Raw genomic sequence first — 24657 nt, 5'->3', positions numbered from 1 at the left:
CGCCTCTGCCGGCCAAACCGCCGGCATTTGCCATCCGGAGAGCAAGCCGTCCCTCCGAGCAGACGCCAGCAAGCGGGGCGAGCGCTCATCCATTCAAACGTAGCCGATACCGATGCCTCCCGTCCGCCAGGACGGGAGGCTATCGCATGAACGAAAACAAAGAAGGAGCGTGCAGGGGAATGGCGAAAATAACAGGGATCCGGTGCATCCGCACGAGGAAAAACGGAACGTGGACCGTCGTGAAGGTGATGACGGACCAAGACGGGCTGTACGGCATCGGCTCCGCCAACGATCTGTACAACCCGGAAGCGGTCGCGCAGGTCGTCGAACAGCTGCTTGCGCCCCAGTTGATCGGCCGGGAAACCGGGAACATCGAGGATATCTGGCAGACGATGCAGCTGAGCTCGTACTGGCGGAACGGCTCGATTCTGCAGACGGCGATCGGCGGCATCGACGTCGCGCTGTGGGACATCAAGGGCAAGGAGGCGGGATTGCCGATCTATCAATTGCTCGGCGGCGCCTGCAGGGCGGCCGTGCCGTGCTACGGCCATGCGGGCGGGCATGACATCGCGGAGCTGAAGGAGGACGTTCACCGTTTCCGGGAGCAGGGCTATACCGTCATCCGGGCGCAGCTCGGGGGCTACGGAGGCGGAGGCTTCATCCCGAGCGGGGAAGCGAACGTGCCCGAGGAGGCTTGGGCGAAGGATGCGGTCTTCGATGAACACGCTTACCTGCAGGCGATTCCCGCCATGTTCGAGCAGCTTCGGGTGGAATTCGGGTCCGCGGTGCAGTTCACGCACGACGTCCACGAGCATGTCTCGCCGATTGGCGCCGTTCGCCTGTCCAAGCGGCTGGAGCCGTACGACCTGTTCTTCCTCGAGGACGCGCTGCCGCCCGAGCATGTCGGCTGGTACCGCCAGCTGCGCCAGCAGAGCGCGACCCCGCAGGCGGTCGGCGAGCTGTTCGCGAATCCGCAGGAGTGGACGCCGCTGATCACGGAACGGCTGATCGACTTTATCCGGGTGCGGGTATCCAAGGTCGGCGGCATCAGCGCGGCCCGCAAGATCGCGACGCTCGCGGAAGCGTTCGGCGTCCGCACCGCGTGGCAGGAGGGCGGGGAGAACGATCCCGTCAACCAAGCGGCGGCCGTGCATCTGGACATGGCGGTATGGAATTTCGGCATCCAGGAGATCAACCACTTCAAGCCGGAGGAGCGCGAAGCGTTCCCGGGACTCGTCGAGCGGCGGGGCGGATACTTGTACGTCTCCGGCAAACCGGGCCTCGGGATCGATTTCGACGAGGAGAAGGCGCTTCTGCTGCCGGGAGACGATTGGAAGCGCGCGAGCTATCATCAGCCGTACAAGCTGGACCGCAAGGCGGACGGCACCTTGGTAAGGCCATAACGCAACGACGACAAAAGGAGTTGGAGAAGCATGAAGCAAACGATCGCGGTAACCGGGGGCGGCGGCAAGCTGGGCCAATACGTCGTCCGGGAGCTCGTCCGGCAGGAGTACAACGTCGTCTCGCTCGACCAGAAGCACGCCGCGGGCTTGCCCTGCCGGCAGATCATCGTGGACATGAACGACCTCGGCCAGGTCGCGAGCGCGCTGCAAGGCGCGGACGCCGTCATTCATCTGGCCGCGATCCCGTCGCCGACCGGATTCCCGGTGCCGATGATTTTCGCTAACAACGTCATGGGCGGGTATAACGTTCTGGAGGCGGCGTCCATGCTCGGCATCCGCCGGGTCGTCATGGGCTCGAGCACGTCCTGCTACGGCTTCGCGTGGGCGATCAAGCCCTTCCCGCCGCAGTATTTGCCGATCGACGAGGCTCATCCGCAGCTTTCGCAGGAAGGCTACGGCTTATCGAAGACGGTGGGCGAGCTGACGGCGGCGATGTTCCATCGCCGCACCGGCATGGCGGTCGTGAGCCTCCGCTTCTCGCTGATCGCGGCTCCCGAGGAATACGCCCGGCTGCGCCGCGGCATCGGCAAGCCGGAGGGATTCGCCAAAATCCTGTGGAGCTACGTCGATATCCGCGATGCCGCCGGCGCGTGCGTCGCTGCGCTGCAGGCGGAGGTGGACGGCGCGGTGGCGCTGAATATCACGGGCGACGACACGCTGAGCGAATTCGAGACGTCCGAGCTGCTTCGCGCCTGCTACCCGGACGTGACGGATTTGCGGACGGACTTCGCGGGGAGAGAGCCGCTGTTCGACAATCGCTTGGCAAAGGAAACGTTGGATTGGCGCCCGCAGCACCGCTGGTCCGACGAGGCGCAGGCCTAAAGCCGCTTGGTCCGTTCGCGGACTCGCGCATGAGAGAAAGGTCCGGTTTTGCCCTCGGAGAGGCGAAGCCGGGCTTTTTTGTTGCGCGAACCCTTCCGCAAGGGGATACTGGGAGTATGCAATGAACGAGAGGCGGGAAAGCGAACGTGAAACCGGTTATGATATTTGATTTCGACGGGACGATCGTGGCGTCGAAGCTGCTGGCGATCCGTTTGTTCAACGAGCTGTCCGCCAAGCACGGCGGCCGGAAGATCGACGACGACCAGGACATCGCGCGGCTGTCCGACCTCTCCATTCCCGATCGCCTGAAGGCGCTCCGGGTTCCGCTTTACAAGCTTCCGGGACTGGTCATGGAAGGCAAACGCGAGTACCACAAAGCCGCTGCCGCGCTGCAGGCGGCGGAAGGGATGCGGGAGGCGCTCGCCCGGCTGAAGGAAAACGGCTATACGATGGGCATTCTTTCCTCCAACACGAAGGAAAATATCCATGGCTTCCTGGAACTGAACGGGCTGGACGTCTTCGACGCGGTGCATTCCGCTTCCAATATGTTCGGCAAGGATAAGGCGATCCGCGGCATGGCGCGCGAGATGGGCATCGGGCTCGACCGGATCGTCTATGTCGGCGACGAGCTCCGCGACGTCCAAGCCTGCAAGAAGATCGGCGTGACCGTCATCGCCGTGTCCTGGGGCTACGATTCCGCGAAGCTGCTGGCCGAAGCCGAACCGGATTATCTGTGCCATACCGCTGCCGAGCTGCTGGATATCGTGCGCCGCAGGCTGTAGCCAGTCCGGCGGATGGTCTGCGAACGACCGGACAGAGGCCTTTCATGATTAACCGACGATAAGAACGAATCGCAGGATACGTAACGGGGTACCATCTAAGTATGGAAAGGATTGGAGATACGATGACAGAGAACCAAGCAACACCGCAGGAGGCCGGCTGGAAATTCGACAACAGCTACGCCCGTTTGCCGCAATCCTTTTATGCCGAGCAGAGTCCGGCGCGCGTCCGCTCGCCGAAGACCGTCATTCTGAATGAACCGCTCGCGGCGCGTCTCGGGCTGAACGTCGGAGCGCTGCAGGGCGAAGACGGCGCGGCGGTGCTGGCCGGGAACCGGATTCCCGAAGGCGCGCGTCCGCTTGCCCAAGCCTACGCGGGGCATCAATTCGAGTATTTCAACATGCTGGGCGACGGCCGCGCGCTGCTGCTCGGCGAGCAGCTCGCGCCGGACGGCGAGCGGTTCGACATCCAGCTCAAGGGTTCGGGCAGGACGGCTTATTCCCGCGGCGGCGACGGCCGGGCGGCGCTCGGACCGATGCTGCGCGAATACATCATCAGCGAAGCGATGTTCGCGCTCGGCATTCCGACGACGCGCAGCCTGGCCGTGACGGCGACCGGCGAGCCGGTGATCCGCGAGATGCAGCTGCCAGGCGCCGTATTGACCCGCGTGGCCGCCAGTCATCTGCGCGTAGGGACCTTTCAATACGCGGCGAACATGCGGACGGTCGAGGAGCTGCGCGCCTTGGCCGACTACGCGCTGCAGCGGCATTACCCCGATGCGGACGGCGACGGGAACCGCTATCTGGCCCTGCTTCGGGGAGTGGGAGGCCGGCAGGCCGAATTGATCGCCAAGTGGCAGCTCGTCGGCTTTATTCACGGCGTCATGAACACCGACAACATGACCATCAGCGGCGAAACCATCGATTACGGGCCTTGCGCGTTCCTGGACGCGTACGATCCGGCCACGGTGTTCAGCTCCATCGACAGGCAAGGACGCTATGCATACGGCAACCAGCCGCGCATCGCCGCATGGAATCTGGCGCGATTGGCCGAGTCGCTGCTGCCGCTGCTGCACGAAGACGAGGAACGGGCGGTCGAATTGGCGGAGGATGCGCTCGAGGAGTTTATCGCGTCGTATCAGCGGCATTGGCTCGCGGGCATGCGGGCGAAGCTCGGGATCGCGGACGAAGAACCGGAGGACGAGTCGCTGATCGGCGACCTCCTTGCTATGATGCAGAAGCATCGCGCGGATTATACCAATACCTTCCTCGCAATGACGTTCGGCAAACCGACGGATACGGCGATGTTCGGTTCCGCGGAGTTCGAGCGATGGCGCGAACGGTGGCAGGCGAGAGCGGGGCGGCAGCCGGAGGACGCGCGGGCATCGTCGCACGCGTTGATGCGCGTCAGCAATCCTGCCGTCATTCCGCGCAATCACCGGGTGGAAGAAGCGCTGGCAGCCGCGGAACAAGGGGACTTCACCGTGATGGAACGGCTGTTGCACGTCCTGTCGAAGCCGTATGCGCATGCTTCCGAACAAGCCGAATACGCCGAGCTGCCCGAGCCGTCCGGCCGTCCGTACCGCACCTTCTGCGGGACCTGATCCGACATGCGCGTACTGTGCGCATCTTATAGAGGCAGTTAAATGTAGGGGCTGTCCCGAAAGCCGTAGCGGCCAAGGGACGGCCCATTTTTTGCTTACGCGGATCGAGAAGAACATCCTTCCGTCGCAGGCTGTCATTCTCGTTATCTTCATTGGCAGACCGCTTTCGTTCGCATTTCGTGTTAGATAACATAACATTAAATCGAATAATGAGTTGACAAAGGGTCGCGGATGCCTTATTTTAATAACATGATGTTATTAATTGTCGGACTTATTGATCATATTCACAGTTCAAAGCTCTTGAAATGACGCTATATCCACTTAAATACCGCTATAGTTAATTGCTTCCAATTAGTAATAGGAAAGGAGATGTTAGCTATCCTTCCAAATAAACACGATCAGGAATATATCAAGAACATGAACCGGCTGCTCGTGCTGGAAATGATCCGTCAGCATCGTCCCGTATCCCGGGCGGAGGTGTCCAAGCTGTCCGGCATGAGCGCCACGGCGATCGGCAGAATCGTCGGCGATCTGATCGAAGGCGGGCTGGTCAGGGAAACGGACCAATATTCGTCCGGGGTCGGAAGACGGGCGACGATGCTGGACATCGACATTCATTCGATCTTGTCGGTCGGCGTCGAGGTTGACCGGAACGTGGCGAAGATCGGCTTGATCGACCTCGACGGGAATATCGTCGCCCAGCGTCGATATGAGCTTGACCGTTCCTCGGCCCAGCCAGAACCGATCATCGGCATGATCGCGGACGCCGTCGGAGGGCTGGCCGGCGAGCAGGGGCTGGACATGTCCAAGCTCATCGGCGTCGGCGTCGGCATGCCGGGCGTCATGGATCCGGCGTCGGGCACGGCGGTCTTCTCCGCGCAGATGGGGTGGTCGAACGTAACCTTCGCCCCGATGCTGGCTGAGAAGCTCGGCCTGCCGGTCGTGCTGGACAACGACCTGAAGGTGAAGGCGCTCGGCGAGAGCGGCACGGCCGCCATATCGGGCGACAGCAAGACGGCGCTCATCAGCATCGGCAGCGGCGTCGGATCGGCCATCGTGATCGAAGGCAAGATCTACCGCGGCGCCAACAACATCGCGGGCGAGATCGGGCACTCTACCATCGACCCGAACGGCAAGTTATGCGAATGCGGCAAGCGGGGCTGCCTCCAAACCTATATTACCGACCTTGCGATGCTGCAGGAGGCCGGCCAGATCAAGCCGGTCGCAAGCATCGCGGAGCTGGTGGCGCTGATGAAGAGCGGCGAGACCTGGGCCGACAACATTATCGACCGCGCCTGCACCTATATCGCGATCACGATCAATAACGTCGTCTGCACGTATAATCCGGACACGATCGTCATGGCCGGGAGCTTTATCGACATCGATCCCGAGATTCTCGAGCGCGTGCGCGGCAAGCTGAAGGAATTCATCTGGGAACCGTTCGTCGGCACGTTCCAGCTGACCCGCTCGCGGCTCGGCGAGCAGGCGATCATGATCGGAGCGGCCAAGCTGGCGCTGCAGCAGTACTTGGGAAACGGTCTTATACAACAATAACGGGAGGGACGCGGCATGGAAGAAACGTTGGTCAGGGAATACCGCGGGGGCATCGAGGAATGCGTGCACGTCGGCCATATCTGCGGCGTGAACGATAAAGGCGAGATTCAATACGCGGTCGGCGACCCGCGGGCGGTATCGTTCCTGCGCTCGGCCGGGAAGCCGTTCCAGGCGATTCCGGTGGTCCGGCACGGCGCGGACGCAGCCTTCGGGCTGAACGATGCCGAGGGGGCGATCATGATCGGTTCGCACCGGGCGGAGCCTTTTCACGTCGAAGCGCTGGAAGCGATCATGCGCAAGACGGGCATCGCCGAGGAGCAGCTGATCTGTCATCCCACGTATCCGCTGAGCGTATACGCCACGGAAGACCTGCTTCGCGCCAACCGTCCGAAGCGGGCGATCTACCATAACTGCTCGGGCAAGCATCTCGGCATCCTGGCGCTCTGCAAAGCGATGGGCTACCCCATGGAAAGCTACGGGGAACCGGATCATCCGGCCCAGCGCGAAATCCTGGAGACGCTGGCCTATCTCGCCGGCATTCCGGTCGAACGGGTCGGCCTCGGCACCGACGGCTGCGGCTTCCCGGTCTTCGCGCTGCCGCTGAACGCGCTGGCGACCGCGTTCCTGAAGCTCGCCTGTCCCGATCTCATCGACAATGACGAGATCCGCGCCGCCGTCGTCACCATCGTCCGCCGGATGAACGCGCACAGCGAGATGGTGGCCGGGACGGACCGGATCTGCTCGAGCCTGCTGCTCGACCCGAACATCGTGGCCAAGGGCGGCGCCAAGGGGGTCTACTGCTTCGGCTTGAAAAAGGAACGGCTCGCGTTCGCCTACAAGGTGCTGGACGGCTCCGAGGATGAATGGCCTTTGATCGCGGCGTCGATCCTGGAACAGATCGGCTACGACAACCAAGCCACGATCGACCGGATGCACGCGCTCGCGCCGGCCGACATCCGCAACGACAACAAGCGCGTCGTCGGACGCAATCAAGCCGAATTTACGCTGCATCTATCATAGATCACGTAAGCAGCCGTTTCCGGCAAGCGGAGGCGGCGACAATAGGAGAGGAGAGATAAAGAATGGGGAAAAAGAAATGGTTGTCGGGCATGGTCGGGGTCATGCTGCTGTCTGCGGTATTGACGGCTTGCGGAGGGAACAAAGGCGATGATTCCGCGGCGAACGGGGGATCCGGCGCGAACGCGGATTCGGGCGGGGAGAAGGTCGAGCTCTCGTACCTCGATCCGCTGCCGAGTCCAGAACGGACGGCTTTCATTCAGGATCTGCTCAAGAAATTCGAGGCGGCGAATCCGAACATCTCCGTCGAATACACCTCGGTCCCTTGGGATCAGGCGAACAACAAATGGATGACGATGGGCGTGGCGGGCATTCTTCCGGACGTCATCAGCATTGACGATACGTCGCTTGCGGGCATGGCTTCCGCGGGTTATATCCAAAGCCTGCAGCCGTTCTACGACAAATGGGACCAAGCCGCGAATCTGAGCGAGGCGGCCAAGCAAGCCCGCAATAAATACAAGAACGAAGTGTACGCGATCCCGGACGCCTTCCTGCTGCAGGGGCTGTTCATCCGGACGGATTGGTTCAAGGAGAAAGGACTGCCGGCGACGATCGAGACATGGGACGATTATTTCACCGATGCCAAGAAGCTGACCGACGACGGCAAAGGCCAATACGGCATCTCGTTCCGCGGCGGCGCGAACGGCATCATCCGCGCCATGGAATACGTCATGGCGGCCACGCATTCCGACAGCTGGTTCGATAAGGACGGCAAGTCGATTCTTTACACGCCGGAAGGCAAAGCGGCCTTCAAGAAATTCTACGACCTGTACCTGGACGGCGAATCGCCGAAGGAATCGGTCAACTGGGGCTTTAACGAGATGGTGCAAGGGTTCACGACCGGCCAGACGGCAATTCTGAACCAGACGCCGGAGGTTATCGCCGTCGCGCAGAAGAACATGCAGCCGGATACGTGGAACGTCGTGCCGATGCCGAAGGCCGATGACGGCAAACGCTACATTTTCTGGGGCTTCACTGCAGCCTATGCCATGTCCACGAACACCAAGCACAAGGACGAAGCCTGGAAGCTGATCGAATTCCTCAGCTCGCCGGAGAACAACCTGGCGTACAGCAAAGCGAACACGAGCATTCCGATCTACGCGGAGAGCCTGAAGGATCCGTTCTTCAGCACCGGTCCGATCGCGGGCTACGCCGGTTCCATGGCCGATTCCAACATTGTCTTCGCCGGACCTCCGAGCTACTTGACCCGCCTCGGCGAGTTCACGGGCACCTTCTCCGTGCAGGAGACGCAGAAATACATGACCGGCGCGCAGGATCTGGATACGACCGTCAAACATCTGGCCGATTGGCTCACGACCGAGCAGGCCGCTTACTTGAAAGACAACCCGCAGCCGTAATCCCTTGATTCGGCTTCGGCGAACACGGGACGCGCATGGCCAAGCCAAGCCTTGGCCATGCGCGTTTTCATCTCAGCAAGGTGGTGAACGAAGATGTCCGCGTCCAACAACATGCGATCCGCCGGAAGGAGCAGGTGGCTGCTTCGCAGAATGGAGCCTTACCTGCTGCTCCTTCCGGCCATGCTGATCGTGCTCGCGTTTTTCGCTTATCCGATCGTCAAAGCCGTTCAACTGGCGTTCATGCATTACGTGCTGTTCGATCCGAGCCATATCGGCTACTCCGGGCTGGATAACTTCAAGGCGCTGCTCAAGGACGCCAACCTGCCGCGGATTCTGCTCAATACGCTGTTCTGGGTGGTCGCGACGGTGGGCTTGCAGTTCGTGCTCGGGTTCGCCCTGGCGCTCGCGCTCAACAAGAAATTCCGCGGCAAGAACGTCTACCAGGCGATCGTCTTCCTGCCGTGGGCGGTATCGGCCTTCCTGGTCGGGATGATCTTCAAGTGGATGTTCAACCAGCAGAACGGGCTGATCAACCATCTGCTGCTGCAGCTCGGGATGATCGACAAGCCCGTCGCCTTCCTCGCGCTTCCGCATCTCTCGATCATTCCGGTCATTATCGCGATGATCTGGTACGGCGTGCCGTTCTTCGGCATCATGATTCTGGCGGCGCTGCAATCGGTGCCCCACGAGATTCACGAAGCCGCCGACATCGACGGGGCGGGCCGGATCAAGCAGCTGTTCGCGATCACGATTCCGTATATCAAGCCCACGCTCGTGCTGACGCTGCTGCTGCGGGTCATCTGGGTGTTCAACTCGGCCGACCTGATCTACATCATGACCGGCGGCGGTCCCGCGAACAGCTCGGACAATCTGCCCTCGTACGTGTTCAGCAAAATCGGCTATTCCGCCGATTACGGACAGGCTTCCGCGCTCGGCGTGCTGATGCTGGTCTTCCTCACGCTCTATACGATCGTCTTCCTGCGCGTCACGAAATACAGGGAAGCAGGTGAACTATAATGCCGACGGCCATGAAGAAGAAACTGCCCGGCTTGTCCAGATTCGTCGTGCTGCTGCTGTTCCTGCTCGGGACGCTGCTGCCGTTCTACTGGATGTTCGTGACCTCGCTGAAGTCGAGGCTGGAGATCTACGGGGCGAAGCTGACGTTCTGGCCGAAGGATCTGACCTGGGATAATTACGCGACGACGTTCCAAGCATCCAGCTTTCCGAAATATTTCGCCAACAGCTTCATCGTCAGCATCTCGAGCGGCCTGCTGGTGTTGGCGGTATCGATTCTCGGCGGGTACGCCTTGGCGCGTTATCGGTTCCGGGGCAAGGGCGTGATCATGCTGCTGTTTCTCGCGACGCAGATGGTGCCCGTCATGGTCATGCTCGTCCCGCTCTTCATCGTATTCGGGAAATTCGAGCTGCTCGATACGCTGACCGCGCTGATCATCACGTATACGGCGCTTAACATTCCGTTCTGCCTGATTACGATATCGGGCTTCTTCCAACGGGTGCCCGTCGCGCTGGAGGAGGCGGCGATGATCGACGGCTGCGGCCGCTTGGCGACGGTCGTGCGGATCATCCTGCCGATCATGCTGCCGGGCATCGTCGCGACGTTCGTGTTCGCCTTCACGGCGGCGTGGAACGACCTGTTCTTCGGCGTCATGTTCACGACCAGCGAAGCCGTCAAGACGGTGCCGGTCGGCCTCAACAGCTTCGTGCAGAAATTCGACATCAACTGGGGCGAGATGAGCGCGGGGGGCGTGCTTTCCTTGATTCCCGTCGCGATCCTGTTCGCGTTCATTCAGCGGTTTATCGTGGCCGGCCTGTCCCAAGGGGCGGTAAAGGGCTGATCGTATCGTATATACATTAAAAGGGGGAGGCGAGCTCAGGCATGCTGCTTGAAGTAATTGCCGTTTGCGGGGACGACGTCGTTCGGGCCGCCGCGGGAGGAGCCGACCGCATCGAGCTGGTGACCGGCCTCGAGGAAGGCGGCAAGACGCCGAGCATCGGGCTGATCGGGGAGGCCGTCGGTCTCTCCGCGCTTCCGGTCCATGTCATGATCCGGCCGCATAGCCGTTCGTTCGTCTACGATGCATCCGATCTGCGCGTCATGCGGCGGGATATCCGGGAGGCCCGCCTTGCCGGCGCGGCGGGGATCGTCATCGGCGCGCTTACCGCCGAAGGCCGAGTGGACCGGACGGCATTGCTCCCGCTGCTCGAGGAAGCGGGCGAGATGAACGTGACGTTTCATCGGGCGTTCGACGAGGCGCGCGATCTGGACGAAGCGCTGGCGGACGTGCTGATGCTGCCGAAGGTGAACCGGATTCTCACTTCCGGCGGCAAGCCCAGCGCGGTCGAGGCCGCGGACGAGATTGCGCGAATGTCCGGTCTGCTGCGGGACACGCAGATCCGGCTGCTGGCCGGGAGCGGCCTGACGCCGGGCAACGTGGCCGATTTCTTGCGGCGGACGGGCGTGAGCGAGGTGCATTTCGGCCGGGGCGTCCGGAAGAACATGGCGGCTTCCGGGCGGATCGACCCGGACGTTATACGCGACATCAAGCAAGCGGCTCTCTAAAGGGGCCGAAGAAATAATGGCGGACATTCCTACAGACAACTGCTGAAGCTGCATCAGGAAAGAGGGTTCGAAGCAATGGAAATCATCTATATCGGCATCGATCTGGGCGGGACGAAGATGCTTGCCGCCATCGTGGACGCGGGCGGGAAGCTGATTGCCAAGGCCAAGGAGGAAACCCTGGCGGAGCGGGGAGCGGCGGATACGATCAACCGGATGGAGGCGATGGTGAGGCGGCTGCTGGCCGAGACGTTCGCGTCTTCGTCGGCGTACGCCGTCTGGGGCATCGGCATTGCCGTGGCGGGCATCCTGGACCCGCGGCAGGGAACCGTGGTGCTGGCCACCAATCTGAGATGGGAGAACGTGCCGCTCGGCCGCTTGTTCCGCGCGCGCTTCGACTGTCCGGTGCAGGTGATGAACGACGCCAACGCGGCCGCGCTCGGCGAGTGGATGGCCGGCACCGGCGCGGGCGCGAAGGACCTGATCTTCGTCACCGTATCGACGGGGATCGGCGGCGGCATCATCAGCGGCGGCCGCCTGGTGCTCGGCGCCTCCAACAGCGCGGCGGAGCTGGGCCATATCAGCATCGACCGCCACGGACCGCTGTGCGCCTGCGGCAACCGCGGCTGCATCGAGCTGTACGCGTCCGGCAATTCCATCGCCCGGATCGTCCGGGACGAGATCGCCGCCGGCGAAACGGGCGGCGAAGCGATCTTGCGGCTGGCCGGCGGCGATCCGGAACGGCTGACCGCCGAGCATGTCGCCGCGGCCGCCTCGCAAGGCAGCGCGTACGCGGCCGATAAGCTCGCGCAAGCAGGCGCGGCGCTCGGCATCGGCATGATCTCGATGATCCATCTGATGAACCCGAAGCTGGTCATCCTCGGGGGCGGGGTCTCCCGCAGCGGCCGTCTGCTGCTGGATCCGATGCGGGAGACGGTGAAGCAATACGGCATTCCCGGCCTGGTGGACGGCGTGGAATTCAAGCAGGCGCAGCTCGGCGAGGACGCCGGCGGCGTCGGCGCGGCTTTGTGGTGGCGCTATGCGGAGCAGCCGGTCCCGGTCGTGTAAGGGCGGCGCGTCGGGACGGGATCGGATTTTCGGCAGTTGCCGGGAAGCGGTCCGCTCCTTCCGCTGGTTCATTATTGTAAGCAGGGCTGTCGATGTAATCGGCAGCCTTTGCTGCGTTTAAAAGCGGGGAAATGCATGAAGCCAACATATGCGTCGCCGATTCAAGAATTCCTGCAAGCATACCGCAGCATGCGCCAGGAGGGATCGTTTATGTTAAGATAAGGAAGGGGGATGAACTTGAGGACAGCCAAAATATCGCTCGGCTGCGGCCTTCTGGCCGCCTTAATTATCGCTGCGCTTTCTTTCCTTATCGATCGCGACTTCAGTCAAAAAGCAGCAGGTTATCTGGGGCTTGGTTTGATTATCATAACCGTTATTATAAGCGGGGCGCTCGTATCGGGTGATCGGCAACGGGCAAATGATTTTACGGAATCCCGTGCGGATAAGAAGTGGAAGAACAACTTTGCGGGCGCATGCTTTCTGGCTGCAGTTCCTCTTTTGCTTCTTTGGGGGTATTACAACTATTTCTGAACGACATAGAAGTTGGAGTCGATATGAATAAATCGGGTGTGGACGAACTCGAAATCGAAATATATGTTGAAGTATCCCAAGCCTATAAGAACGTGTCGAAGTACAAAAGAATAATGGTTCCCGTAGTGGAGTACAGAATAAATCTCTCCGTGAACGCGCGAAGGTTCAATGAAGACGAGGACGAGGTTTTTGTTGTCGCGGCGTTTTTTGATTCACTACCCAGCATGTATACATGCTCTTGCGGCTTATTTGGCTGTGGCGGATTTTATGTGAATGTTCGTCACGGCCGAGAAACCGTGACTTGGGATGCGGAACAATCTACGACCATGAGATTCGTGTTTTCAAAGCAGAATGTTTTACGCGTCGCGGAGAAGCTGCTTGAAAAACTGTTGGAATTGAATGCCTTATTGCTGCAAAATGGATTGCCGGACTATCACGAGCTCGACGTATATCGGGCAAATACGGCAAAGTTTGCTCAAACGTTGCATTCCCGCTGGCAACGAAGAAGGGAATTACATCGTAATGATTAAATCGCGAAGCGGAGCTTGCCATGCGGCAGGCTCTTTTCTTTTGATCGAAAAGAAATTTATTGCCAAAGAAAGCGTTTTCCGCAATCAGAACCGCATTTCCGCTTTCAGCACCGGGTTTTTGGCGGGTGTTCAGCCGTTTCAGCACCTGCCTCCGATATTAAAACTATACGGCGCCCGAGACGTACGGCTATCATCATGGCGAAGGCCTTGTTCGAAGGCGCGAGGGAATCGGATGGGGGCGCGGAACAATCGTAAGGCTGACGCAAGGAGGGAATTTAACGAAAGGACGCATGCATGGCCGATCGATCCCGCCACGCATGGAACCGGGAACGCAGCCCGGAACAAAGAGGAGGCCGAGAACAATGGCAAGGGGTAAACAAAAGAAGGCGATCAGCTGGTTGCTCGCAGGAATGTTGGCATTTAGCAGCATGCCCGTCCTGCATGCTTCGGGCGAGGAAGAAGTGCCGAGGGTCAATCTATTGGCCGCGGACATGGACAATACCTTCGATGGCGGCACGAGTCCGTTCACGCTCGACACGGCCACGTCCGGAGGCGCGCAGCAGATCGTTCAGATTGGCGGCAACAACGCGCTCGAGATACGCGACGCTTCGGCCGGAGCGAGCACGCCGACCGGCGTGTCGTACCGCCAGACGAGCGGGACGCTGATCTCGCGGATCAACGAGATTTACCGGATGCCCGTGGGCAGCGCGCCCGTGGATTTCGTGCTGGAGTACAAGCTGCTGCGCAGCGCGGCGAGCACGAGTCCGGTCAACAAAGACATCTACGCCCAAATCGAATTCTCGCCGTTCGACGACAATTATTCGGTGCCGCGTTTCCCGATGGGGGCGGCGACGAGCATCACCGGCACCGCGGCGTATACGAATACCGTGCCGAATGAATTGAAAGCGGTTAACGACGCCGATCTGCCCGCATACAAGTTCCATATCGTGCCGAACGGCGGACAAAAGCAGATTACGACGTTCAGGCTGTCCTTCAGCGTGCGCGCCAATACCGGCGGCACGGACGAAGCCATCGTCGTCGACGATCTGGCCGTCTACGAGCTGAAGCCGGGCGCGGTCATCGACGCGGAAACGCCGACGGTGCCGACGAACGTGGCGGCAACGGCGACGGACACGGGCGTAAGCTTGTCCTGGACGGCCGCGACCGACAACGTCGGGGTAACCCGCTACGACATCTATCAGAACGGCCTGCTGATCGCGATGGCGGGAGGCAGCGCGACGAGCTACGCCGTGACCGGCTTGACGCCGAATACGGCCTACGCCTACACGGTCAAGGCACGCGACGCCGCGGGCAATGCTTCGGCGCTTAGCGCGGCGGCGGCCGTGACGACGGCGACGTCGCACAGCGGCCTGCCGGCGCCGTTCGGCGACCTCGACATCGGCACCGTGCGCATCGCGGGCGGCGCGAGCTACGACGCGGCCGCGGATACGTACAGCGTGCAGGCATCCGGCGCCGACATCTGGGGCACGGACGATGCGTTCCATTACGTCTACCGCCCATGGCAGGGCGACGGCCAGATCGTGGCGCGCGTCTCGGGCATCCAGAACGGCGTCTCCTGGACGAAGGCGGGCATCATGATCCGGCAGAACATGACGAGCCAGTCGCCGCATGCGATGATGGCGGTCTCGCCGGCGAACGGCGTCGTGTTCGAGGATAGGCTGCAGCAGGGCGGCAATTCGACGTTGACGTCGGGCACGGTCGCGCCGGCACCGTATTGGGTCAAGCTGACGCGCGTCGGCAACGTCATCACGGCGTACGACTCGGCGGACGGCTCGCTCTGGACGCTGGTCAAGCGCGAGACGGTCAACCTGCAGGAGACCGTTTACTTCGGTCTCGCGCTGACGAGCCATGACGTTAACCGTCTGACCACGGCGACGTTCTCCAACGTGAGCATCGGCGCGGTTCCGCCGCCGTCCGCGGACTATTCGCCTTATCCGGGCACGGTCGAGACGAGACGGGAGTGGCTGTGGAACAAAGCCAAAACGGTGTCCGAGGAAGGCGGACCGCTCAACATCGCGCAGTACACCGCGCAGCTGTACGACAACCAGAACACGGCCCTGAACCTTCAGAAGCTCGACACGTTGTTCCAGACTTATGACGCCGAGCAATACAAGACGGTGTCCAAAATGTACGCGTACTTACTCGACGGCAGCAAATTCAGCCCGACGATGATCAGTCACGTCAAGAGCTACTTCGCGCAGTATGCTTACGCGCAGCTATCGCAAACCGAAAACCTTCGGATGAGCAACTATGCGGCGGGCTACCTCGTCGGCCAATATTTGCCGGACGTCGTCGACCTGAACGGCAAATCCGGCGCCGAGCTCAAGAGCATCAACCGCGCCAACGTCGAGAACATGATCGACGCCGGGGTCCACAAGGGCTGGGCGGAATACGAGAGCCTGGAATATTCGTTCATGACCTACTTCTGCCTGAACGCCATCTACCAATATACCGACGAGCCGGACTTCAAGCAAAAGGTTAAAATGGCCATGGACGTCATGTGGTTCGAATGGGCAAACGACTGGATCAACGACGCGGGCACGGTCATCTCGTCGACGAGCCGTTCCAAAGGCGACGGCAGCTCGGCAAGCGGCCCGACGTGGCGGGGCGCGGACCATTCCGCCTTGTCCTGGATGTACTTCGGCCAGAATCGGGCGCAGCAGGGAATCGGGGAATCCGATAGCCTCGTGCCGGCAGCGTACCGGCCGTTCCTGGAATACATCGGCCTCGTGGTCGCGCCGTCGATGACCTATTCGCCGCCGGACATGGCGCTCGAGATCGGCCGCGACACGAGCAAGGATTATTCGTCGCGCAAGACGAACCTGCAGAACTCGAGCGGGCGCGGCATGAAAGTATACCGTCAGGCATTCGTGAAGCCGACGTGGGGCCTCGCAACGGAAGTGACGTATAACCGCGTCGACAACTGGATCGAGAACATGCAGGCCGTCCTGCGCTGGCAGTCGCCGCAGCCGGACGCGCTGTTCCGGGTCAACGCCGACCAGAACGGCAGCGCGATCGGTAACTACGATCAGCCCGAGAGTCACCGCGTCATGCAGGACGGCAGCGCCGCGATCGCCGTCTACAAGTCGCTCGGCGGCGCGAACGCGACCGACAATTATTTGAACGCCATGTTCCCGGACACCGGCTCGATCGCAACGCGCCAGGAACAGTCCGGCTGGGTGTTCAACGATACGGGTTCGATGTATTTCGCATTCAAGATGATCAAGCCGTATACCTGGTACCACCAGTCGACGACCGACCCGGGCAACAAGGTCAAGACGAACGCGTCGACGCATCCGACGGCCAGCCTCTACAACGACTATAATATTTTGCGCAGCCGCGCGGACAAGAACGGCTGGGTGCTGGAGACGGCGGACGCCTCGGATTATGCGGACTTCGCCAGCTTCAAGAACGCGGTGCTCACGACGACGTCGGTCGACAGCTCGCATATCGACGAAGCCAACCCGCGGCTGGTCTACACGAGCCTCAGCGGGGACACGATGGACCTGACGTTCGACCAGGCTTCCGGCTCCTACGCCGGCACGCACAAAATCAACGGCACGCCGATCGACTACGCGTCGTTCAAGCTGTTCGACACGCCGTGGCTGCAGCAGGATCAGAATTCGGATCTCTTCACGGCCACGCGCGGCGGCGAGCAGTTGACCTATGATTTCGCGAATTGGACGGTGACGAGCAGCAACGATACCGGACCGGTACCGGTAACGGGCGTCGCTCTGAACAGCGCGTCGCTGTCGCTCTCGGCCGGCCAATCCGCGAACCTGATCGCGAGCTTTCAGCCGGTGAACGCGACGAACAAGGCCGTCGCATGGACCTCGAGCGCGCCGGCGGTGGCATCCGTCGACGCGACCGGCAAAGTGACGGCGGCCGGGCCGGGCACCGCGGTCATCACAGCGACGACGGCGGACGGCTCGTTCGCGGCGTCCTGCACGGTCACGGTTACGGTACAGCCGTTGTTCCAAGAGAGCTTCGCCGCCGGACTCGGCAATTGGGACCTGTTCGGCAGCACGGCCTGGACGATAACGGGCAGCGGGGCCGGTGCCAAGCTGACCGGCTCCACGACGCTGACGGGACCGCAGCGGGCGGTCGTGAAGTCGAGCGCGCTTCCTTACTCCACGCAGGATTTCAGCCTGTCGTTCGACGCGGCGTCGAACCGTTTCCGGACGATGTTCCGGTACAGCTCCTCGACGAGCTACTATTTCCTGGAGTTCAAGGATACGAAGAACGTCGAGATGTGGAAGTATCCGAATTCCTCGACGCCCTCGCAGGTCGGAGCGACCGTCGACATCGGCGCCGCGATTCCGGGCTTCGATATGACGGAGGAGCACCTCTACAACCTGACGGCGGTCGGCAGCCAATTCACGCTGACCATCGACGGAGTCGAGGCCGCGACCTTCAGCGATGCGTCATTGACGAGCGGCGGGGTCGGGTTTGCGCTGAAGAGCGTCGGCGCGTCCGTCAGCCTCGACGTCGACCAAGTAACGGTCATGCCGGTCATTCAAGCCGGAGCTTAAGGCCGGCAGAGGAAGCGACGCGAGAGAACCAACTTGGAGCTGCCGCGAACGTATCGGCATGACAAGGGACATTCCTATATGTAAACGAAAGGACCTCGGGCTCCGCTTTAAGGAGAACGAGGTCCTTTATTGCGGAAGCTCCTTTCCAAGCGGGGCCCGGAATTTGAGAGAATCGCGGAAGGAGCATAACCGGCCGCGCTCGGCGAGCCGGGGGAACGGTTGGACAACGCGCGAACCCGGTCTATAATGGAGGCAGACCGGCGGTACGACGAACCGCTAACGACGATAATCACGTTCACCTCGGGAGGACAGAAGCACGATGGATAATCAGCTCATCGCCGCGTTCCGGCGGCTTACGCGCGTCACGCGCTGGGAATTGCGGGACAGGATCGATCTGCCATTCAACAATCATCACGCCCAAGGAATGGTGCGCATCGGGGACCTCTTCTACCTGTCTTCGGTCGAGCTGACCGAGTGGCCGATTCGCAGCGATACGCCGCAGAACGGGTATGACCGCTCGCCCGGCCGGGGAACCGGGCATTTGTTCGTCTTCGACCGGCGGGGGAAGCTCGCGGAGGACATACGGCTGGGCGAGGGGGATATCTATCATCCGGGCGGGATCGATTTCGACGGGAAGCATCTGTGGGTGCCGGTCGCCGAATACCGGCCGCACAGCCAATCCATCGTGTACAAGGTGGATCCCAAGACGATGCGCGCGGAGGCGGCATTTCGCGTCCGCGATCATATCGGAGGCGTGATTCATGACGGCCGGAACGGGACGCTGATCGGAAACAGCTGGGGATCGCGCAGGTTCTATGAATGGAACGCGGCTGGGGAGCTCCTGCGATCCAAGGACAACGCGAGCCACTTCGTGGATTATCAAGATGCCCAGTACGCGGGCGACGGGAAGATGATCGCGAGCGGGATCTCCGAGCTGCCCCAACCGGCGGGCGGGCATGCCGGGCCGTACGAGCTGGGAGGCTTGGCCCTGATCGATCTGGATACGCTGGAGGCGATGCACGAAGTGCCCGTCACGGCGTTTTCGCCGCATGGACATGTCATTACCCGCAATCCGGTGTTCCTCGAGGAAGCGGGACAAGGGCTGCGTCTGTACGCGGTGCCCGATGACGACGAGGGAGCGCTGCTCGTCTACGAAGCGCATTTCCCCTCAGGAAAATGAAGTCTTAGACCGGAATCGTGGATATAACGCGGTATTGTGGGTTAGGGGATCGGCGGCTTTTAACGTACGTAATAGGATGATCGGAATGGAATATCATGAGGAGGACGTAGCCCAAGCGAAAGCGCGGGAGCGTTCTTTTTATTGTACGCTATCACTTACCGCGAACAGCATTCTACAGGTGTGAATTGTACAAAAAAGATGCCAATGCTCTAATCCCTCGTGCTTTCGATTCGTCTTAATTTCTCCGTGTCCCGAGCTGGAGATAAACCGAAAAAACGGGCGTACTCGCGATTAAACTGCGAGGGACTTTGATAGCCGACCTGATAGGCGGCACTGGCAACGGAATAGCCCTCGAACGCAATGAGGTTTCTAGCTTCCAGAAGCCTTAATTGCTTTTGAAATTGAATAGGACTTAAACCAGTTGCCCTCTTAAATTGACGGTGAAAGGTATTTATGGCCATGCCAGATTTCGTCGCCATCTCACCAATGTCTATCGGCCTCATGAAATTTTCGCGAAACCATGCGACTATCCGGGAAATCCTGGATAAATCGCTTTCCCGCAGGCCAAATTGCCTCAGATGCCATCCTTGTGGCCCCATCAGCACGCGATAAAGGATTTCGCGCTCATAAACCGGTGCAAGAGCCGGAATATCTCTTGGCGTTTTCGATAATCGCAATAAGCGCAGCCATGCCTCCATGAATGCACTGTCTATTTCACAAGCAGCGAAATGCTCAGAAGCAGGCAGGATTAGATTTTCAGGAAGATCTCTTAACAGACGCTGAAACACATTTTGATTCAACCTAAGACCAAGGGACATGTAAGGGCGGCCATCACGGTCTGGATGTACGCTCGCCGTTGCGGGAACATGTACCGGTAACACGTAATAAGACGGCCCCTTCAGTTCGGTGCTGCGCTCCCCGATGGAAAGAATCTTCGTTCCTTGAACCGTAAAGCCAATCATCGGCTCGTAGAGCGCCGCGAGTTGATGTGCGGGAATGTCTCCCTTAATCATGCTTAGCCCCGGTACTCCGGTTTCAAGCGGCCGCGTGCCTGCGCTTTTCATCAGATCAATAATTTCATCAAGGACTGTATTCATACGCTTATTTTATTACACGACCTCATTTTCCTCAACACCACCCTGAGTTATTCCGGCATTATTAGGCTCTTCTTATGGCATATCTACAGGATAATCCGCTTTATTCGAAAGGATCTATGGTGCTTTTAGGCAATCATAAGGCATGAATAGATCTATTTTGTTACGGCAGACGCGGCTAAAATGGAATCCAGAACGAACACAAAAAAGGAGAGATCTTATGAAAATTGCATTAGTAACAGGCGGAAGTAACGGCATTGGAAAAGCGACGGCCCTTGAGCTTGGCAAGCGCGGAATAAGCGTCATTCTCACATACAACTCCTATAAGGACCGAGCGGAAGCAGTCGTCGAGGAAATTGAGAAGAATACGGGAGTTCGGGCATTAGCACTGAAGCTGGATTTGACTCGAATCCCAGCATTCGAAGGCTTCGTTCTGGATGTGAAAAAGGGCCTCGGGGAAATTTGGAACAGAACGACTTTTGATTACTTAGTTAATAATGGCGGCATCGGCGGGCCAATGATGTTCACTGAAATGAGCGAGGAATACTTCGATAATATTCTTAATACGAACTTCAAAGGTCCGATTTTCTTAACGCAAAAGCTTGTCGGATTCATGAATGATGCCGGAGCCATCGTAAATACGACGAGTTCATCCAAGAACCAATCCTTCCCGGGATACTCCGCCTACGGCTCGTTAAAAGCCGCATTCTCCGCCTGGACCCGCTACATCGCCAAAGAGCTTGCCCCTCGCCGAATTCGGGTCAACGCCGTTTCTCCCGGTCCTACGCACAGCAACTTTGGCGATGGCGCATTCGATAAATATCCTGAATTCATCAAGCCGCTGGCGGAGCAATCCGTATTCGGCAGAATCGGCCAACCCGAAGATATTTCGAAGGTCATCGTAAACTTATTGTCCGATGATTTCAGCTGGGTTACGGCGCAGGACATTGAAGTGTCCGGCGGACATTTGCTTTAAGAACGGTGTCCGTTTGAACAATGACGATCGGAAGAAATAATGTCCATCGGTTCCCCGGATCGCGCAGCTGTTGCCGCAGAAGGAAAAGGAGACCTGTCCGCAGTCGCGGACAGGTCTCCTTTTTCGTTGTTTTGAGAGAGCGAAAAGCAATGCATAAAGCGACCGAAGGTCGAATGCCGCATTCCCTGTCTGCCAACAGTGAACGCAAACCAATCCCCCCAAGCGTTCGACGACAAGGGCACTTGCGATGACAAATTTCTACAATAAAAACGGTTGTGGCAGGGGGGAACAACCCCTATAATAAGAGCTACACAACATTATCGATTATCGATAATCGATAATGTTGAAAGGAGCAGTGACGTCATGAGCGGCAGTCAAGCGGATTATCCGAACAATTCCATCAGCGAACACGTGTATGCGGACTTGAAGAGGGACATACTCGCCGGCATCCTTCAGCCGGGCGCCCGCCTGATCGTCATGGAGATCGCGGGGAAATACCAGATCAGCCAAGCGCCCGTGCGCGAGGCGTTGGAACGGTTGAAGCAGGAGGGCCTGATCACCGGCATTCCGAACAAAGGCTCGGTCGTCTCCACGATCACCGCCAAGGAGATCAAGGACATCTTCGTCCTCCGCGAGATTATCGAGGGGTTCGCGGTTCGTCAGTCGATGCCGTTGCTGACGGAAGAGGACTATGCTTACCTGCATCGCGTCATCGGCGAGATGGAGATCGCCAACAAGCAAAAGGAGATGCTGCGCATCCTGGAGCTGGACATGGATTTCCATGCGTTCTTCTACAAACGCTGCGACAATCAAGCGATCCTGGAACTGTGGAATCACATGCGCACCAAAGTCATGCGGTTCATGGCCATCTCCAATCGCCATTATACGACCGAGGTGCTGGCCGAGTGGCATCTCCTGCTCGTCGACGCGCTGCGCTCGGGCGATGCGGACGCGGCCGAAGCCGCGTTCATCGAGCACATGCACGCGTACAAGCTCATCGATTTGGAATAGCGGCAACCATCCTTTCATAAAGGGGAAATCGACTATGCTTCGCGAAGGACTGCTGTATGAAGACGATGTCATCCTGACGTGGATGAGAGACCGCTTTCTTCAGGATCTTGTTCTGGGACGCAAGCAGAAGTGCGAGAACGTGAAAGAAGGCTTGTCCTGCCTGAGTTTGAATCCGTACTTCACTTATCCGGCGCTGGCGCTGCTGGAGCCGGCTTTCTCCGGCGCCGACGAGCACGAGCGCATCGTTCGCGCCGAGGAGATGCGGGATGATTTGCAGCAGCGGGCCATGCGCGGCAGCATCGTGTTCATGGACGACCGGAACCGGATCGGCCTGCTGTTCTCGTGGGTATCCGCCGGGCATTTGGCGGCCGTTCAGAGCATGCTGAGCCAGCGCTTCGGCCAGCCGATCAACGTCGGCGTCGGCAATCCCTGCAGCCGCCTGCGCGACGTCCATCAATCGTACGGGCAGGCCGCCCGCGCGCTGCAAAACAAATTTTACCGCGGAACGGGCAAAATCATCCACTACGGCGAGCTTCCCCCGTACGCCGCGCTCGGCGACTACCCGGCGGACATGGAGAAGGAGCTCCATGACGCCTTGAAAGCGGCGGACGCGGACGCCGATATCGAAGAAGCCGTCGAGGCCTTCTATCAAGCCTTGCTCGCGCAAGGACCGATCGATATTCAGGCGATGTACGAATTGACGGCCCGCCTGCTGATCGGTTCGGAGAAGAAGCTGCTTGCCGGCGCCAATTATGACAGCGCTTGCAATAAATGCGAGGTCATGTCGATCGTCAAGATGCAGACGCTGGAGGAGATCAAGGCGTACGTCAGCCATTTCTTCGTCGGCGTGAGAGGCGCCATGCTGCCCGACCAGAAGGAGAGCCATCGCAGCATCATCAAGAAAACGATCCATCACATGGAGCAGGAATACCAGGCGGTATCGCTGCAAAGCGCGGCGCGGAAGGTGTATATGACCCCGACCTACTTGAGCCTGCTCTTCAAGCTGAATACCGGCAAAACCTTCATCGAGCATCTGACCCACATCCGGATCGAGAACGCCAAGAAGCTGCTGTGCAGCACGCATTACAAAAATTACGAGGTCGCCGAGCAGGTAGGGTATCAAGACCCGCGGTACTTCAGTCAGATCTTCAAGCGCAAGGTCGGCTTGTCCCCGACGGATTACCGGGAATCCGTCGGCAAATAACGCCAAGCGAAAAGGACTTTGGAAGCGGCCGGGCCGTTCGTCCAAAGTCCTTTTTTCGTTGTTTGCGGAAAGGCTGTTACAGCCGCACGTCATGCCGACGATCGCCGCCGTCGTCCGACTTTGCGGCTTCCTCGAGCTCTTTCTCCCACGTCAAATGCCGATAATCCTTCGCGGCCGGATCGTCGCGAAACCAGGCGACGAAGTCGTTCCACAAGGCCGAATTCCAGGCGGCGTCGATCTGGGCCGTGGAGTAGACGCCTTCCTTGAGGCGGACGAAGCCGAAGACGTCCCGCACCTGGGATTTCTCCGCCTGCGCGACCGTGAGCTCCGCGAGGTGGGGCGGGATGAAGATGACGCCGGAGGGGGTGCCGAGCACGACGTCGCCGGGCAGGCAGATCGCCCGCCCGATGCGCGTCGGCACGTTCATGCCCACCATCGTGACGTCCGCGATGGCGGTCGGGTCGCTTCCCCGGTAATAGATATTGATGTTCTCGATCCCGGCCACCTGCTGATTGTCCCGAATGCCGCCCCAGATGACCGCGCCTCCCCGTTTGGTACGGGTCGATATCGCCGTGGACAGGTTGCCGCCCACGTACGTGCCCAGATGGACCTTGTCGAACATGTCGATGACGGCGACGTCGTCCTCCGTGAGCGAATCGATCACCCACTGGTTGAAGAAGCCCTTGCGGCCTTCCTGCTCGTGGCCGTAGCTCAGCAGCGTCTCGTGCAGATCGGGGCGTTTGGGCACCAGGACGGCCGTAACCGCCCGGCCGACCATGATGTTGTCCGGATGGACGATCTTGAGATCGCCCTCGAATTGAAAGGCATAGCCCCTGTTCCAGAGCGGACCCCAGGCTTCCTCCAGGGTGATCTTGCGCATGCGGCGCAGCACGTCCTCGGGCACCTTCGGGCGGCCGTTCGGGAACCGCTCCCCTTGCCAATGCGGCGTAAGCTGGACGATATCCTCGGGATTGTCGAATTTCATGCGGAGCACCTCTTTCGCAAAGTATAGTCGGCGTTGGCGCGTTCATCGGCCGGATGCGGCCGGCTCTCGAGTCTATTGTTAGGGACGGGCGGACATTTGTCGATGCGACATTCTTAAGGCCTTTTCCGGCTCCCGCATAATTATGTCCCCCCTATCCGGCCGACCGCAGCGAATAGAAACCGTCGACGGGCAGATTGTTAAAATAATCCAACCATTTCATAATTTCGTCGCCTACCCGCTTGTAACCGCTTTCGATAAAGTAAAGAAGCGTCCACACGCGCATCGACCAC

Annotated in this window: 20 protein-coding genes; 18 read left to right on the top strand and 2 right to left on the bottom strand. The window is 59.8% G+C overall.

Features of this window, described 5'->3' with window-relative positions; translation table 11 throughout:
* Positions 1 to 146: 146 nt before the first annotated feature.
* From GT019_RS12335 to GT019_RS12265, 15 genes are all read left to right on the top strand, one after another.
* Complete coding sequence (locus GT019_RS12335) at positions 147 to 1403, top strand: enolase C-terminal domain-like protein (protein WP_235947769.1); 1257 nt, start codon at positions 147 to 149, stop codon at positions 1401 to 1403.
* Positions 1404 to 1433: 30 nt separating this feature from the next.
* The gene (locus GT019_RS12330) at positions 1434 to 2285 is read left to right on the top strand and encodes an NAD-dependent epimerase/dehydratase family protein (RefSeq protein WP_161743448.1); all 852 of its coding nucleotides are present in this window, start codon (positions 1434 to 1436) and stop codon (positions 2283 to 2285) included.
* 146 nt (positions 2286 to 2431) lie between these two features.
* Entirely contained in the window at positions 2432 to 3067 is a 636-nt protein-coding gene (locus GT019_RS12325; RefSeq protein ID WP_161743447.1) for an HAD-IA family hydrolase, read from the top strand.
* A 122-nt stretch (positions 3068 to 3189) separates the two neighbouring features.
* Entirely contained in the window at positions 3190 to 4668 is a 1479-nt protein-coding gene (locus tag GT019_RS12320) for a protein adenylyltransferase SelO (RefSeq protein ID WP_161743446.1), read from the top strand.
* Between the two features lie 417 nt (positions 4669 to 5085).
* Positions 5086 to 6222, top strand: coding sequence for an ROK family transcriptional regulator (locus GT019_RS12315; protein WP_161743445.1), 1137 nt, complete (start codon positions 5086 to 5088; stop codon positions 6220 to 6222).
* A 15-nt stretch (positions 6223 to 6237) separates the two neighbouring features.
* Positions 6238 to 7242, top strand: a complete 1005-nt coding sequence (locus tag GT019_RS12310) for an asparaginase (RefSeq protein ID WP_161743444.1) — start codon at positions 6238 to 6240, stop codon at positions 7240 to 7242.
* Between the two features lie 62 nt (positions 7243 to 7304).
* Positions 7305 to 8657, top strand: a complete 1353-nt coding sequence (locus tag GT019_RS12305; protein WP_161743443.1) for an ABC transporter substrate-binding protein — start codon at positions 7305 to 7307, stop codon at positions 8655 to 8657.
* Positions 8658 to 8750: 93 nt separating this feature from the next.
* Positions 8751 to 9674, top strand: a complete 924-nt coding sequence (locus GT019_RS12300; RefSeq protein ID WP_201755357.1) for a carbohydrate ABC transporter permease — start codon at positions 8751 to 8753, stop codon at positions 9672 to 9674.
* Complete coding sequence (locus tag GT019_RS12295; protein ID WP_235947766.1) at positions 9674 to 10513, top strand: carbohydrate ABC transporter permease; 840 nt, start codon at positions 9674 to 9676, stop codon at positions 10511 to 10513. Before GT019_RS12300 ends, GT019_RS12295 begins: the two co-directional genes overlap by 1 nt.
* Before the next feature lie 41 nt (positions 10514 to 10554).
* A complete protein-coding gene (locus tag GT019_RS12290; RefSeq protein ID WP_161743442.1) occupies positions 10555 to 11238 on the top strand; it encodes a copper homeostasis protein CutC in 684 nt (227 codons plus the stop codon).
* A gap of 75 nt (positions 11239 to 11313) precedes the next feature.
* Positions 11314 to 12303, top strand: a complete 990-nt coding sequence (locus GT019_RS12285) for an ROK family protein (RefSeq protein WP_161743441.1) — start codon at positions 11314 to 11316, stop codon at positions 12301 to 12303.
* 237 nt (positions 12304 to 12540) lie between these two features.
* Complete coding sequence (locus GT019_RS12280) at positions 12541 to 12834, top strand: DUF5316 domain-containing protein (protein ID WP_161743440.1); 294 nt, start codon at positions 12541 to 12543, stop codon at positions 12832 to 12834.
* Between the two features lie 23 nt (positions 12835 to 12857).
* On the top strand, positions 12858 to 13364 hold the full coding sequence (locus tag GT019_RS12275; protein ID WP_161743439.1) for a hypothetical protein: 507 nt from the start codon (positions 12858 to 12860) through the stop codon (positions 13362 to 13364).
* 362 nt (positions 13365 to 13726) lie between these two features.
* A complete protein-coding gene (locus GT019_RS12270; protein WP_161743438.1) occupies positions 13727 to 17917 on the top strand; it encodes an Ig-like domain-containing protein in 4191 nt (1396 codons plus the stop codon).
* A gap of 319 nt (positions 17918 to 18236) precedes the next feature.
* Positions 18237 to 19097: a DUF6454 family protein gene (locus GT019_RS12265; protein ID WP_161743437.1), complete on the top strand. Its 861-nt coding sequence runs from the start codon at positions 18237 to 18239 to the stop codon at positions 19095 to 19097.
* A gap of 209 nt (positions 19098 to 19306) precedes the next feature.
* On the opposite strand, the gene GT019_RS12260 is transcribed toward GT019_RS12265, so the two are convergent.
* Positions 19307 to 20194, bottom strand: a complete 888-nt coding sequence (locus tag GT019_RS12260; protein ID WP_161743436.1) for an AraC family transcriptional regulator — start codon at positions 20192 to 20194, stop codon at positions 19307 to 19309.
* A gap of 217 nt (positions 20195 to 20411) precedes the next feature.
* On the opposite strand from GT019_RS12260, the gene GT019_RS12255 reads away from it, so the two are divergent.
* The 3 genes from GT019_RS12255 to GT019_RS12245 all read left to right on the top strand — a co-directional run bounded on the left by GT019_RS12255 (position 20412) and on the right by GT019_RS12245 (position 23382).
* Positions 20412 to 21167 carry an SDR family NAD(P)-dependent oxidoreductase gene (locus GT019_RS12255; protein ID WP_161743435.1) on the top strand — a complete coding sequence of 252 codons (756 nt, stop codon included), beginning with the start codon at positions 20412 to 20414 and terminating at the stop codon, positions 21165 to 21167.
* Positions 21168 to 21530: 363 nt separating this feature from the next.
* Complete coding sequence (locus GT019_RS12250; protein WP_161743434.1) at positions 21531 to 22178, top strand: GntR family transcriptional regulator; 648 nt, start codon at positions 21531 to 21533, stop codon at positions 22176 to 22178.
* Between the two features lie 34 nt (positions 22179 to 22212).
* On the top strand, positions 22213 to 23382 hold the full coding sequence (locus GT019_RS12245; RefSeq protein ID WP_161743433.1) for a helix-turn-helix domain-containing protein: 1170 nt from the start codon (positions 22213 to 22215) through the stop codon (positions 23380 to 23382).
* Between the two features lie 76 nt (positions 23383 to 23458).
* Here the strand turns inward: GT019_RS12245 and GT019_RS12240 are convergent, their stop codons facing one another.
* The gene (locus GT019_RS12240) at positions 23459 to 24367 is read right to left on the bottom strand and encodes an RraA family protein (protein ID WP_161743432.1); all 909 of its coding nucleotides are present in this window, start codon (positions 24365 to 24367) and stop codon (positions 23459 to 23461) included.
* Positions 24368 to 24657 lie beyond the last annotated feature (290 nt).

The organism is Paenibacillus glycinis (genome assembly GCF_009909185.1).
Lineage (GTDB): Bacteria > Bacillota > Bacilli > Paenibacillales > Paenibacillaceae > Paenibacillus_Z > Paenibacillus_Z glycinis.
The sequence above is the reverse complement of the archived record's forward strand: the minus strand, read 5'-3'. Positions and strand labels throughout refer to the sequence as shown.